This window comes from Novipirellula artificiosorum (genome assembly GCF_007860135.1).
In the GTDB taxonomy this organism is placed as follows: domain Bacteria; phylum Planctomycetota; class Planctomycetia; order Pirellulales; family Pirellulaceae; genus Novipirellula_A; species Novipirellula_A artificiosorum.
In genome coordinates, this window is record NZ_SJPV01000012.1 from 70982 (window position 1) to 85279 (window position 14298).

Sequence of the window (14298 nt, forward strand, 5' to 3'; positions counted from 1 at the left end):
TGATGATGTGGGAGCTGATCGGAGAAGGGGGGCAGGTACGAAACGTCAAATGGCCCGAAGGGTGCTTCACGCTCTTGGTACTTAAACGCTTTTCGTTATGCGTGAGAACCAAGGGCATACTCAGAAATGCTCTAGGCACCGTTGGATGCCGTTGTTCGGAATGGTTGGATGTGTCTGGCGGCCCGTTACCGAGTTGTCCGTGGGGCGCTGAGCCACTCGTTAAGTTGGGCCGTCAGCGTTGTAACCAGCTCAGGATGTTCGCCGATGACGTTTCGCTGCTCATTCGGATCGGATTCGACGTCAAACAACTCCACAGGCTTTCCGTCGAGAGCGAGCAACTTCCATTTGCCTCGCTTTGCGACTTCGGTCGCATACGGTTTGGGTTTCGGATCGTGGCGTTGAATCTTCTTATAGAGGTCGAGTTGCCAGAAGACCGTGCCCCGCAGTTCGGCACTCGGCGGACGCGCGCCCTTCATGTGAGGCAACAGGCTTAGTCCATCGATCGGCAACGTTCCCGGCAAATCGACTCCGGCTGCTTCGCAGAATGTGGGCAGCAGATCATTCGTATGACCAAAAGCATCGGACGTTTGACCGGCTGGAATCGCCGCGGGCCACCGCACCACCATCGGTACTCGCAGTCCCCCATCATGCAGGTCGGTCTTGCCACCCTTTAGCTCTCCGATGAAGCCTTCGTAGGCTGCTCCGTTATCACTGGTGAAGAGGATGAGTGTGTTGTCCGCGATTCCCAGTTCATCAAGCTTGTTGAGGATCTGGCCTACTTTGGCGTCCATGTGCCCGACCATCGAGCGGAAGCAATGCTGATCCTCGCTGATGCCCTCCGCTTGATTACCCGACCAATGCGGCTCCGGAGCAGGTTCATAGGGTTTATGGGGAACCAGCCACCACAAGTTGATAAAGAATGGCTTCGGATCGGCAGCTAGTTTTTCGATCAACTCGATCGCAAAGTCGCCGTTTGCATCGGTTAAGTGTTTTGAAAAGTACGGATCATCTTCGCTGACATGCTGGTCGTTGCGGAGGAGCACTGTTCCGCCCTGTCGAAAGAGCGTTCGTTCTTGCCCCATACGGCCGCGAACAGGTTGTTGCTCAATCTGCGTTTGATAGAAGTCGAGCCCGTGCTGACGCGGTCCGGGTTGATTGCCCAGCCGCCTCCCCTGTGCATCGACATGCAGGCCACCCAGATGCCACTTGCCCACGTGTGCGGTGTTGTAGCCAGCCTCCTTGAGAAGTTCGGCAACGGTCGTCGCCGACTCGGGCAGCCAACGATCCACATCATTGAAGTGCTTCGTGATACCAAATCGCAGGGGATATCGACCGGTCAACACCGAGGCTCGAGTCGGTGAGCAGACCGCCGAGGCGGCATAGAAACGCGTGAACTGCGTCCCCTCCTTCGCGAGACGATCAAGGTTAGGTGTTTTGACGGCGGGACTGCCGAAACAAGACAGATCTCCGCAACCAAGGTCGTCTGCCAACAGTAAAATGATGTTGGGCTTCTGGTCGGCGTTTGCAAATCCCGCCACGCCATGCAGCATGAGTAGCATCCTCATGCATTTTAGTATTATCCGCATTCAAATTAGCCTGTTCGTTGTTCACCGAGACCCGACGCGCAATAACAACTTGCATGAATCATGGGGCAGGTAAGTCAATCGTTTCGCTTCCCGCCTCGTGCAAGTTTCGGTCGCTTGCTCTTCCACCTCTCCTGGGGGCCTTCCTCTTGAATTGCCTTCCAATAATTGAAAAGCTCTTTCTTCATCTCTTCGGTCTTCTCCGGCATTGAGGCAGCGAGGTCGTTTTATTCTTCCAGTCTTTGTGGATCTCATAGAGTTAAAACTCCGTCATTGTATCATTTCCGACGAACTTCCAGTTCCCGATCCACATTGCGACGCGGGGCAATCGGTGGCGTCCCTCTTCCCGTTCTTTATCAAAGCCAAGGCACTGAATGTCCATGGTTGCTTAGCAAATGGCCTCATTCTGAAGTCATGATGTCAATGTGCTTTAGAAACTAACCACCAAGTTTGTAGCTTCCCCATCCAAACGTCAACACCACACCTTGCAGTGGCGACTCCATGATGATCCCTTTTTGCGTCGCGAGGTCAACGAGAGTGATGACCACTTACGCGTGCAAACTTGTCACCAGGAGAATCGCGATGAGAAACGATCGAATGATCGTCATGGGTGGATTTGTGGTAGGAGCTGCCAATTTGCAGGGAGGGGCCATAACAGAAGCAACAAGCAGTTTTGCGCACGAAGTTAATGTAGACGCTCGATAAGCATTTGAGCGATTTCGGCGTTGTTGTTATCTTGCATCAGCAGGTGTGAGTTCCCTTGGATGCCAAGTTTTGGTAGCCAAATCACCTCGCCTTTGCCACCTGCGGCGCGTATCTGCTTGGCCATCGTCTCGCTGGCTTCGTAACGCCCTGCCATGGGACGTAGATTGAAATTGTCGCCATAGACACCAATGAAATGCTTGTCGGCGAAATGTATGCTGATGTCATCGGGGTCGGTTGGTGAGCCGGTCACTTCGATGGCTACGATTGACTTAACAAGATCAGGCCGCAGACGCGTGGCTTCGAAACCGGTGGGGCCGGAGGCGGAATGAATGACCAGTGTCGCAGGGCCAACTCTTTCTAGTAAATGAATCAACGCTTTTACTTTTGGATTGCTGCGGGCTGCCTTGCCGTTGCCTCGGTCGACCGTACCTCCTCGACCCCCGCGTCCGCGCCGTCCGATAGGCGTTGCCGAATCAGTCGCTCCGCCTCGACCGCCACTTCGCCCAGCGAAACCGCCGCCAGCGTCCCCGCCCCGTCCACCTCCGGCACTGATCACAGGTGTCATCGAAGCATGGAACTGGGAGATGTGCTGGACAGGAAAGCGAGTGTTCTCCGCCGGTACTCCTGGTTCCGGGCCTATGCCCCAGCGTCGCCATGTGCTTTCGTTAGCCCACAACATAATGTTGGGGAGTTCGCTCACGTCAGCAGCTCCCGACTTGACTTCGTTGAACTTGCCAATTTCGAATCCTGAGATTGCATTGTATGGATCATCGAAGACGTAGACAGGAAAACCCGCCTTCGCGAATATCGAAGCCCATCCATCGCGACCATCGGGGGTGCTCAAATAGAGATACGATGTCAGCCCCATGCCGGGTATCATGACGACCGGCAACTTGCCTTTGCTCTTTTCAGCCGGAGGGATTAAGTAGTGAACGGGAGCTTGACCGGCAATTTGAGTTTGCGTTCCTCCCCCACCAGAACGTCCGCCTGCAGGCATCTCGACGGCATGCCCACCGACGAACATGATGCCCATCTTGGACAAGACTAGCGGCTGAGTGGCGTTTTGATCCGCCCGTAAAACGGTAGGAAACAGAAAAGTCAAAACGGCGAGAACAATTGCAGTGTTTTTCATCGGGTTCGTTCTTTAGGTAGATTTCAAAATGTGTTCTTAGTCTGCCACGATCTCAAATGGGATCGCGGGCAAGGTATTCAATAAGATGCGTCGATTCTTTCGCTGCTCTTTTCCCTTTCCAGAATCCTCGCTCGTCTTGGCAGCGTAAACGTTGACGATCAGGTTTCCTTGGAGTCCGGACTGTGCCGATTGCTCGCTGCGCAGGATCATGTTTCCTCGCCAGTAACCCAGTGTTGTCGATTGGATGGAAATCCCCTCAGGCGGATCACTTAGTTCGAGTTGGATCTCGCCAAACGCCGATCGACTTGGCACACTTATGGGCACTTCGACCGTTCCGCCATCTGGGATTTGCACAAGCTCGTCACCAAGAACATTCATTAGTGGCAGGCTTGATGACCCCGTCACTGCAACGAGCAACTCTTTCGCGGTCACGAGATGGCGATTGGCGAACGCTTGCATCTGATCATCGGCTGGAACAGCACGACGGACGAGCTCATAACCATCTGCTATTGACCTCCCTTCAATCACCAAGCTCTGCGGCTTGCCGGCGTATTCTTCTGGGCCCGTCAGTGTCAGTCGAATCACATCTTGACCGGCTGGAATCCGTCCGCCTCTCAACGAGTAGCCTGGTGGTGGATCGACAAGCGTCAGCAAAATTTCGTCAGCGAAGCCGTCTCTGCGCACCGTGTATACCGTGATCGGAACATTTGATCCGGCACGAGCGTTGATGCTTGATGGTACGACTCGCAATTCGAAATCCGGCTGTTGTTGGTTGATGTGCAAGCGATAACCATACTCCGGCCCACCCTTCTGTTGCAAATCGCCCAAAGAGAGATAGTACAATCCGTCGGCTGGTATCTCGAAGCTGACTCGCGCGTCGGCATGGTGTGTGACCAAACCAGCGGCCCGGTCTTCGTAGTCGTCATTGAACGCCAGTTGGTCGCCTGAGGCCGATGTAAGTTTGAGTGCCGAATCGAGCGGTGATCCGAGCCGGCGGGCCTTCACTTCTGCGACGATGTTGTCACCAGCGCGGCCCTCGAAGCAAAACATGTCCACGTCGCCTGGTGAAGCAATGCGACCATTGACGATCACCGGCATTGTGACAGGTTCAGCATGCCCCAATTCATTGTTCGGCTCCGTTTCAGAACATTCAGGAAGAGTGTCTACCGCGAACGGCAATCGGTTCGAGAGTCGTTTGCCATCGCGTACCGAAATGGAATGGATTCCCGACGCTTTGAATGTCTTGAATTCAGTCCGCATCGGTAGATTCCAGCCTGAGAACTCGACACGTGTTGCCACTTCTGCTTGTCCCCCCAAGGGAAAGATGCTCGTAAAAAATGGCAACTCGCCGATGTCGAATCGATACACAAAGTCTTCACGACCACGATAAAGTGCGTCACGAATCTCGACGATATACTGGCCGTCTTTGGGGATCTCGCAGTAGAGCACGGGATCGGGATGGAGATGGAAGTCGTCCTGAAAAGCGATCCTCCTCCCGTCGGCATCGTATATCGCGACGACCGCTTGAAACCAACCGGGAACGGCGTCTGAAAGATAAGGGATCAAGCGGCGTGCACTGACATTAACGACCAATTGCTCTCCTTGGCGTGCATGGAAGCGATACCGATCTGCATCTCCCGGTAAGATTTGGCCGTTGACGATCGTAGGTAGAGTAATGTCCGTGGGTAACTCGGCTTCAATCTCAACCGGACTTGTACCTGGATCGGGTCTTGTGTTTTGTTGTTTCTTTCTGCCGCGTCCACCGCGCGACTCGCTCGCTGTCACCGCTAAATTCCTGCCTGACAACTCGGTCGTTTCGGCAAGTTGATCGATGCAAAAGACCATCGGGTTGGTCAGCCCTTGTTCCGTTAGCAATCTCATTTCGCGATTCCCGATGTCTGCACCGGAGGAAATCGTCACCTGAAGCGTCACCGTTTCAACCAGTGCCGAGGCGGAGGATCTTCGGATGGAGAATGTCGCGAGCCGTTGGCGCAATTCGGTAAGCGCTGCTTCATCCTCAGCGGTCTTGATGTTCTTTCGCAGTTCCCCCATGCGGTTCTGTATCTCTTTGAACTGTCCTTGATTCAGTGGCCGAATGTGCTCGATTACTTCCGCCTCAATTCCATCGCCCGAGATGTGTACCGCCGTCGCACCATCCAAATGTTGGCCACCGAGCAGAACTTGAAAGGTCGTTCCTAGTCTGCCGCCAGCGGGATAGACGTACCCGATGTGCGGATCATCTTGCTGGGCCTGTGCCCCAATTGGAAACGTCAAAGTGACCATTAGCGCCAGACAAATTGATGGATTGGTTTTCACACGATCACCCTCCTTCATATAATTTCAGTTAGAAGCCCACCCATCGGAACACCCTCTTCGGCGGTCGGTGTTGCGTGAACGGTCTTGCCAAGAGGATGCGGCAACTTTTCGAGCGGATTGATGCAAAGCCGCTGGTAAATACTGCCGATCAAGTCACACGGATACACTGGGCGATCCTTCACCGTTTCGCCTCTTGCATCAGAGCTGCCGACAAGCTGGCCGCCCTTAAAGCCGCCGCCGGCAACCAGCGCAGAAAAAGCACTTCCCCAGTGACCGCGACCTCCGTTGTAGGGCGGTTCCCATTGGATCTTTGGCGTCCTGCCGAACTCGCCCGACCACCACACAATGGTGCTGTCAAGCAATCCACGCTCCGATAGATCCTTTAGCAAGGTGGCCATTGCTTGATCCATCTCAGGCAATTTCTGCCGCAAGGTCGTAAAGTTGTTCTTATGGGTGTCCCAACCTTCGTAGTTGATTGTGATGAATCGGACGCCTTGTTCGACGAGTCTTCGAGCTGCCAAACACGACTGGCCAAACGTATTGCGTCCATAGCTTTCTCGCAGCTCATCCGATTCCTGAGCGAGATCAAATACGGCTGCACCGTCACCGAGAATCAACGAGTAAGCTTCGTTCTCGCACTTCTTCAAGGCTGCGAGTTTCGGGCTTCTTGGCATCGCCTTACTGAGCATGTCGAGATTGTGCATCAATTCTCGACGCTCTTTCTGCCGACGTTCCGAAATTCCCTCGACCACGACGCCTTCAACTGCAAACGGATCTTGCGCCGGATCGCCACCTGTGACCAGTGGCTTGTATCGCTGGCCTAGAAATCCTGCTTCAGAGAAACGGCCCAGCCTTTTTGTTAGGACGGTATACGGCGGAATCATGCCCTGATAGCCAGCGCGATAGCCTTTGAAGTAGGAAACCACCGAACCGACCGAAGGATACGAAACAGAATCACCTGGCATCCGTCCGGTCTGGACGAGGTAAGTTCCCGTCTCATGCGCGTTGATCCCGTGCGTCATGCTGCGGATGATCGAGTACTTATCGGCCTGTTTCGCTAGCTCCGGCAGTAGTTCGCAGATCCGAATTCCCGGAACATTCGTCTCAATCGGTTTTGAAAACGGCCCGCAATAGTCGCTCCCTGCCTCGGGTTTGGGATCGAACGTATCCAGGTGCGATGCACCGCCCCACATCCAAATTTGGATGACCGATTTGGCGGTTCCCGTCTTGGAACGGGCTGCTGAAGCGGAAGAGCAAAAGTGATTGGCAAGCGGCAGCCCTGGGACCGAGCAGAGCCCGCTACGCAAAAAACCTCGGCGAGAGATGGAAGTCGGTTCATGTTTCATCGATGTGTTCCATAAACTTTGAATGACGATGCGAACGGACGGTCCCCTAATGTCGGTACAAGAACTCGGGTGTATTGATTAGAGACAACATCAGGTCGACCATCGCTTCATTACCTTGTGCTTCCGCTTCACTGGTGTACTTGCGGATGACTTCCAATTCATGAGACGTTGGGTATCGTGAAAGCAAGGATAGGTACACGTCAGTGACGTCTGCTTGTGCAGATTGCGGTGCTGCGACCGACCTTCGTACGCGTCTGCCAAATCGAGGCGATGTTGCACTGGTTTGCGGGTTCCATCGGCTTTCAAGCTTGTCCAGAAGATGACTGGAGTTGAGAAGATGAAGCATTTGTTCTGCTGTCGGTGCATTGTTCCGTTCCAACTCAAAACCGGTATCACGCGCCGGGCGTCCAAACAGTTCAAGAAAGGGACTCGTGATGCTGGCATCAGGGAGTGCAATCGAAGGTTGGTCACCAGGGATGAATGTCCATGGTTCTGGAATCAAGCTTTTGTAAGTCTCCGAAGTGCCCGTGATCCGACAGATTGCATCAATCAATACTTCGGCATCGAGGCGACGAATCGGGTAGTGTGCGAAGTTCCTCTCTGCTTCGGGGCGATCGGTCGTTGGGATGCAGGATCGCTGGTAGGTTGCCGAATTGAGGATCAAACGGAAGAGATGTTTTATGTCGTACTCGGATTTCACCAATTCGCATTGAAGCAACGAAAGTAGTTCACGATTTGACGGTGGATTACTTCTGCGGATGTCATCCGGTTCGTGGATGATGCCGATGCCGAGCAGCCAATACCAGACGCGGTTGACAATGCTTCCCGTAAACCAGGGGTTTTCAGCACGGACTAACCAATCGGCGAACACCTGGCGATGATCCACCATGGGTAACAGATCGACACGCGTGCCATCGGGAAAGCTTGCACTCGTCGGTCGTCCCCCAGCACTTTCAATCGACGCGTCCAAAAGATTAACGAAGACGATTTCCTCTTTCCACTCGGCCGTACTCTTCCTCTGGATCCCTTCGAAGAAGACAGCCATTTCCGATAAGCGTTTAGATGGCCAGGCGTCCGCACGCGTTCCCATGAAGGTAAGCGCAACCGCAGCGGCGATGGTCTCGGGTTTATTGTCTCGAACCGCTCGATAAAAGTTGACTTCGGGATTTCGGAAGTTGCTGCCGTTGGCAGTGAGCAACTCACGCACAAACTGGTCATACGGTTTGTTCTGTCGGATGCTGTCTCGGATCCAACGATGGTAGGCTTGTACCGCGTTGGGCCAGAGATTGATCGGAAACTCGGATCTGACTCGTAGCAGATCGCACCATTTCATCGCCCAATAGTCAGCGAACTTATCACGTTCCAAAAGACGGTCGATCAGCAAGCGACGCTTGTTAATGTTTCTATCTTCCAGAAAGCCCTTCACTTCTTCCGCAGTCGGCAAGGTTCCGATGACATCCAAATAGACCCGCCGCACAAAGACACTATCTGAACAAGTCGCAGCGGCCCGAATATCTAGCGATTCAAGCTTGGCAAGAATCGGCTCATCGACTCGGCAAGCACGAGATACATGCGAATTGCTCTCGAACAACGCGATCAACATTCGATTGCCGCTGACTTTTTGAATCGTCACAGAGGGTTCATCTGCGAAACCCAAATGGGATAGCGAAAGCAGCAGCGTGGACAATAGAACGCAGTGGATGACGGATGGTCTGGACACTTGCTCTCCTGTGTCATGCAGAAATCGGAAAACGGTAACGGGCTAAAACGGGTCAGTTCGCTCGGCCTCTTCTTTTGCCGCCCGCTGCGCCACCCCCGCTACCTTTCCCGCCATCTGCTGCGCCGCCCGCCGCTGCACCTCGTTGGCCTTTGCCACCGGCAGCCGCTCCGCCCGCCTTACCCCTTCCACCGCCAGCACCTTGCATGCCTCGTTGATGTGCTGCCTTGATGGCCTCGGCTAATTCCCCTTGATTGAGCGATTTGTCGCCATTCTTGTCAAATTCCATGATCATTCGAGCTGCGATGGTAGCTGTATCTTCAATTGGCCCCCCTCGCCCACCTCGGACCGCTCCGCCTCTTCCTTTCCCCTTCTGATCGGCCTGGTCATCTGCCTGAGTGATTGTCGTCATTGCCAAGACAGCAGCGAGTGCTGCCCCGCGGACAAGCGATTTCGCGAGCAAACCGCGATCGAGTTCTACGATCTGACGCAGTGCTTGTTCGAATGAATGATTGTGTCTTGTGGTCATGCTTTCGACTCTCTGTTAGAGGGGTCTGGTGATACCGATGCAACCGCACGAGCGATCTGCTGTTGTGGGTTGTCTTACAGGCGTTGATCAATTGCCCGAAAAAAAACAACAAAAACCGACAACTGAAAAAGCGATAGAATTACAGAGTTTTCAGGTCCAATGTATCCGTCTGCGTAAGACAACGTTCGGACAACCAACTGCGCGAGTCAGCCATGTCAGAGAAGCCTTTATCATCCGACGAAGAGAAGACAGATGTCTTCGTCGCTCTACTGTTGGATCACCGCCATCGTTTGTACGCATTCATTGCGAAGCAGCTCGTCAACCAAGCGGATGTCGAAGACGTGTTCCAGCGGACCAGTATTGTGCTTTGGAAAAAGATGGAGGAGTTTGATTCCGATGGCAGTTTTTTTCACTGGGCTTGCGGAGTCGCATTTAACGAAATTCGCAATTTCTTAACCGTTCGACGTCGGAGCAAGCTTCACTTTGACGATTCTCTTGTCCAATTGCTTGCCGAAGAAGCCACTCAAGAATGCGAGCTGACCGAGTCGCGTTTGACCGCGCTCCGACATTGCATGTCAGGGCTTGCGGATCGACAGCAAGAAATCCTTCGACGTTGCTACATGGGGACCGAGTCAATCACGGAAGTTGCGAAGGGGCTCAGACGCGAGCGTTCGGCACTCTACAAACAGCTTGCACGTTTGAAAGAGAAGCTACTTCACTGTATTCGGCAACAGGTCGTTATCATGAGGAACGAAACGTGACCCAAGAAGCTTTTTATCGTTTGCTTGACGCATTGACGACTGGCGACATCACTGCGGAGGAACATGCGGCCTTACAGGAGACGCTCAAAGAAGACCCAAATGCACGGAAAGCATTTCGCGAGCGAATGGATTTGGAAGCGGGACTGCGAACTTGGGCGACGGAGCCTTCACCTGCAGCAAGTGCTTCAGGAGTGTTTGAGCACTCTGGGCGGGGCAGTCAATTGAAAGGGTGGTATGTTGCCGCTCTCGCGATCGCAGTCGCTATCGCGTTTGCCGTTGGCGTGCAAGTCTGGATCAACTTCAACATGCCAAACACGAAACAACTCGCTAACAATCAATCCGACACGAAGAACGGAGTTTCACCGAATGCCACTCGATTTGTCGGATTCATCCGGCAACAGGAGGATTGTCAGTGGACTGTCGATCCTGTTTCCACATCGGCACAGTTTTCGATTGGAAAGTTGTCATTATCAAAGGGGGTTGCGGAGCTTAGTTTTGATTCGGGTACCGACATCACGATCGAAGGCCCCTGCGACATCGATGTCACTTCCCTCTGTTCCGCTCGTTTGCTTGACGGCAACGTGTGCGTCAACGTGACCGAGCTATCGAACGGATTCACCCTTGAAACTCCTGAGGCTCAAATCATCGACGAAGGAACCGAATACGCCGTCTCGCTTGATCGAGACGAAGCGGAAGTTCACGTCTTCGATGGTAGCGTCATCTGGATTCCAAAAGCGACAGAATCCCAATCGAATCAACCTGCTTTCGAGGACCGAATTGAGGCGGGTCAGGCAAGAAGCTATTTGCGAAGTGAACCGACAAAGGCGAGTCGCATTACATTCGGCAAGCGACAATTTGTTCGCCGACTCGAAGAACAAGTCAAAGAGCAAGCTGAAGGTTCGCTGGTTGCCTACGACGGGTTTGAGAATTTGGCGGGACGAGTGCGTCGAGGCCGTAGTGGATTCGGGTGGTCAGGTGGCTGGCAGCCGAGTGGCAGAGGACGCGGAAAAATCGGTGAGGTCATTGACGCGCCGGATGACGTCATCTTCGGTTTAAATCGTTCACAACGACGCATGATGCTGCTCGACCAGGACGCCGACATATGTCGCAACTTCGAGCAAACTCTGGGATTTCCGAGCGGCAATCCTCTCTATGTTAGCGTCTTACTTCAACGTCAACCCGAAAAATCCGAATCGGATGGCAAAGAGTTGTCGCTACAGATTTCTTTGGAACCTGAACTCACCGGACGTGCTCGTCGTTTGCATCAGTTCGTGTCGTTCGGGGTGACGTCGGACGGATTTCCCTTCATCAACAGCGGAAACACCGTCACAAAGACGGCATCCAGAGTTGTTGTGGGCGAGACGGTGCTGTGTGTCCTAAAGTTAGTGGTGGACGATCAATCGATCATGCCTTGGCTGCGAGTTTATCATGACGATGAAGATGTCGATCGAACGGAACCGTCAGCGTGGACCGTTACTGGCCGGGAAGGATCGACGAAACAATCTCCATCGTCATTGAGGATCATCACGGGCAAAGATGCGACGTGGCAAATCGACGAGTTGAAGATTGGCACTTCGTGGCAATCCGTCAATCCCGAATTCGAGTAGAAACATAGCGTTTCAAAGCAGCCCCCCGCTAATCGGTAAAACCAATTAACAAAAGTCGTCTGCCAGTAGCTCAATAACTTAGCTTCCCGCCTCGCGATGGTTTCTGTCGATCGCTTTTCCACCACTCGTCTGGGCCTTCGGATTCGATGGCCTCCCAAACTTGGATAAGCTGCTTCCTCATCTCTTCAGCCTTCTCCGGCATTGTTGCAGCGAGGTCATGCTCTTCTTTCCAATCTTTTTGGATTTCGTACAACTGAAACTCCGTCAGCGTATCGTTTCCGACGATCTTCCAGTCCCCAATCCGCATTGCGACTCGGTCACCCGGTGGCGACACGTGGGTCCGCCAGAAGAGCGGTATCTTTCTATCGACAGGCTTGCCCGCAAATGCCGGTAGCATGCTGACGCCGTCAATGGTGCGATCGGTGGGAAGCGGAATGCCGGCAATGTCCAGCACCGTGGCAAAAAGATCCGAGCCGATCACGGGAACATCGCTGACCGTTCCTGGCTCAATGTGTCCTGGCCAGCGTGCAACGCCAGGTACGCGAATGCCTCCTTCGTGATCACTACGCTTGCCACCTCGCAAGCCACCGGTCGTGCCACCAAAGTTTGCGACAGGGCCATTATCCGAGGTAAAAAACACCAGCGTGTTGTCACTCACTCCTTCTGCGTCCAACGTCTGCATCACCTGTCCAAGCGCATGATCGAGTTGCGTGATGTTGCCCATGTAGGTGCTGTTGTCGTGTCCGTTATACAGGTCAGAGAATCGCGAGTCGGTCGCAATGGGCGAGTGGGGTTCATGGCACCAAACGGAGAGGGCGAACGGCTTTGACTTATCTCGCAGACTGCTCAACCATCGAGTTGCTTCGGCGGCAACCAACGGCGCTGAAAAGCCGGTAAGTTCACCAACCGGCTCCCCGTTACGAACAAAGTTGTTCGGATTCTTGTGGCTCGGCTCCGCGTTGTTATGCGTCGCCATCCAGTAATCGTAGCCATGATCACCGGGCTGCGGATACTCGATCGTATTGAATTGCGGCTTTGAATTGAGATGCCATTTACCGACATGACAGGTCTCATAGCCGATCGTTTTCAAGAGCTTTGGATAGGTGATTTCGCTGCGACGCAGGTGGGCTTCGTGATTACCGGACAGGTGCCGATAAACTCCGTTGCGATAAGGTGTACGTCCCGTCAGGATCGCGGATCGCGACGGCGAGCAGACTCCGCAGGCCGAATAACACTGCGTGAACTTCACGCCCTGAGACGCCAGTTTGTCAAGATTCGGCGTTTCGATCAGCGGATGTCCAAAAGTCGCCGAATCACCCCACCCCATGTCGTCGGCGAGGAAAACGACGATATTCGGTTTGGATGGCTTTGCTTGGGCAAGCAGTGGCACCGGTGCCAGCAGGCTGACCAGCAGCAAAAGCGGGATTCGTGATTTGACCATTGGCATTGACTCGGTGGTGGGGAGGAGATTTCTGGCGAATACCGCTACATCAGTTATCAAGAAGTTTGATGTCATTTTAGCAAGATTTTAACGACCAACGGGAGTGGGCTCTCACAACCCGAGCGGTAGCTCGCCTAGCTTGCGGCCCTGCCGCACTACGGATTGTTATTCACAAAGAACTGGACAGTGCGCCGGACAATGGTTTCCCGCGATGGATCGATTTCCGCGTCGACCTTACGCCAGTTATGACCAGAGTTTTTGATGATCATGATTTCAACGGGTGCGTCAACTTCGCTTGCTTTTTGCTTCATGTAGTGAGCATGCTTGACCGGAATCGTCGTATCCTTGTCACCCTGAATCATCAACAATGGCGGGCTATCTTGACTCAGGTAGTTGATTGGACTGACTTCCCGATAACGAGCCAATTTGTCCGTCGGCCCGGAATCGGAGCCGAGAATGCGAGCGGCAAACCGATCCTTGAAGTCAGCTCGGTCATCGTAGTTGAATAGTTCCCTCTTTTCAAAATCACACGGGCCATACCAAGAGACGCCGGCAATCGTTCGGTAAGGGACTTCGGCAAGCGCGGAATCTCCCGGCAATTGTTCAGGCGATGCCAACAGCAGCATCTGTGCGATATGCCCGCCTGCAGAATCTCCCATGACACAAATTCGTTGAGAGTCAATTCCCAACTTATCACTGTTTTTTGCCAAGTAACGAATGGCGTCTTTGCAATCGATGACACAATCACGCATCGCCACGGTGCTGTCCTTCTTCGCCAGTCGGTAGGTCACGGGCGCTACCGCGAAACCTTCCTTGATCAACTGTTCAAAAACAGTTGCAAAAGATCCACTGGCAGCCTTGTACCGATTGCCTGCGGCCCATCCTCCACCGTGAGTAAAGACAATCACCGGGCATTTCTCGGTGGGCCTGGGCGTTGGGTAATAGAGGTCCAGCTTTAGGTCTTTTCCCGAAATCGTTTTGTAGACAACTTCGAGCTTGCGCTCTCCGCCAGTCGCCAGGTAATTGGCTCCCTTGGGCGCAGGCGAAGCGTTGCTCTGAGGCCTTGTTTCTTGAGCTGATATTCCAGTGGTTGCTACAACAGCAATCATGATGGCAGCGATCGCGTGGATTCTCATTTTCTTGCATCCATTAGGGGCTGGT

The 14298-nt window shown here is 53.5% G+C and carries 10 protein-coding genes; 2 read left to right on the forward strand and 8 right to left on the reverse strand.

Annotated elements, in window-relative coordinates:
- Nucleotides 1-185: 185 nt before the first annotated feature.
- The 6 genes from Poly41_RS25850 to Poly41_RS34375 form a co-directional block, all read right to left on the reverse strand.
- Nucleotides 186-1565, reverse strand: coding sequence for a sulfatase family protein (locus tag Poly41_RS25850; RefSeq protein ID WP_231615942.1), 1380 nt, complete (start codon nucleotides 1563-1565; stop codon nucleotides 186-188).
- Between the two features lie 703 nt (nucleotides 1566-2268).
- Nucleotides 2269-3420, reverse strand: coding sequence for an alpha/beta hydrolase family protein (locus Poly41_RS25855; RefSeq protein WP_146530268.1), 1152 nt, complete (start codon nucleotides 3418-3420; stop codon nucleotides 2269-2271).
- A gap of 36 nt (nucleotides 3421-3456) precedes the next feature.
- Nucleotides 3457-5736 (reverse strand): hypothetical protein, encoded by a 2280-nt coding sequence (locus Poly41_RS25860; RefSeq protein WP_146530269.1) that lies wholly within the window; start codon nucleotides 5734-5736, stop codon nucleotides 3457-3459.
- Between the two features lie 14 nt (nucleotides 5737-5750).
- Nucleotides 5751-7082, reverse strand: a complete 1332-nt coding sequence (locus Poly41_RS25865) for a DUF1501 domain-containing protein (RefSeq protein WP_146530270.1) — start codon at nucleotides 7080-7082, stop codon at nucleotides 5751-5753.
- Nucleotides 7083-7128: 46 nt separating this feature from the next.
- Nucleotides 7129-8802 carry a DUF1553 domain-containing protein gene (locus Poly41_RS25870; protein WP_146530271.1) on the reverse strand — a complete coding sequence of 558 codons (1674 nt, stop codon included), beginning with the start codon at nucleotides 8800-8802 and terminating at the stop codon, nucleotides 7129-7131.
- 52 nt (nucleotides 8803-8854) lie between these two features.
- The gene (locus Poly41_RS34375) at nucleotides 8855-9328 is read right to left on the reverse strand and encodes a hypothetical protein (RefSeq protein WP_197231633.1); all 474 of its coding nucleotides are present in this window, start codon (nucleotides 9326-9328) and stop codon (nucleotides 8855-8857) included.
- A 212-nt stretch (nucleotides 9329-9540) separates the two neighbouring features.
- Here Poly41_RS34375 and Poly41_RS25875 point away from each other — a divergent pair, with 212 nt between their 5' ends.
- Nucleotides 9541-10089, forward strand: a complete 549-nt coding sequence (locus tag Poly41_RS25875; protein WP_146530272.1) for a sigma-70 family RNA polymerase sigma factor — start codon at nucleotides 9541-9543, stop codon at nucleotides 10087-10089.
- Nucleotides 10086-11696, forward strand: a complete 1611-nt coding sequence (locus tag Poly41_RS25880) for a FecR domain-containing protein (RefSeq protein WP_146530273.1) — start codon at nucleotides 10086-10088, stop codon at nucleotides 11694-11696. The genes Poly41_RS25875 and Poly41_RS25880 overlap by 4 nt, the downstream gene beginning before the upstream one ends.
- Before the next feature lie 70 nt (nucleotides 11697-11766).
- Here Poly41_RS25880 and Poly41_RS25885 read toward each other — a convergent pair whose 3' ends face one another.
- A complete protein-coding gene (locus tag Poly41_RS25885; RefSeq protein WP_231615943.1) occupies nucleotides 11767-13137 on the reverse strand; it encodes a sulfatase-like hydrolase/transferase in 1371 nt (456 codons plus the stop codon).
- A gap of 155 nt (nucleotides 13138-13292) precedes the next feature.
- Nucleotides 13293-14273: an alpha/beta hydrolase gene (locus Poly41_RS25890; RefSeq protein WP_146530275.1), complete on the reverse strand. Its 981-nt coding sequence runs from the start codon at nucleotides 14271-14273 to the stop codon at nucleotides 13293-13295.
- Nucleotides 14274-14298: the final 25 nt, after the last annotated feature.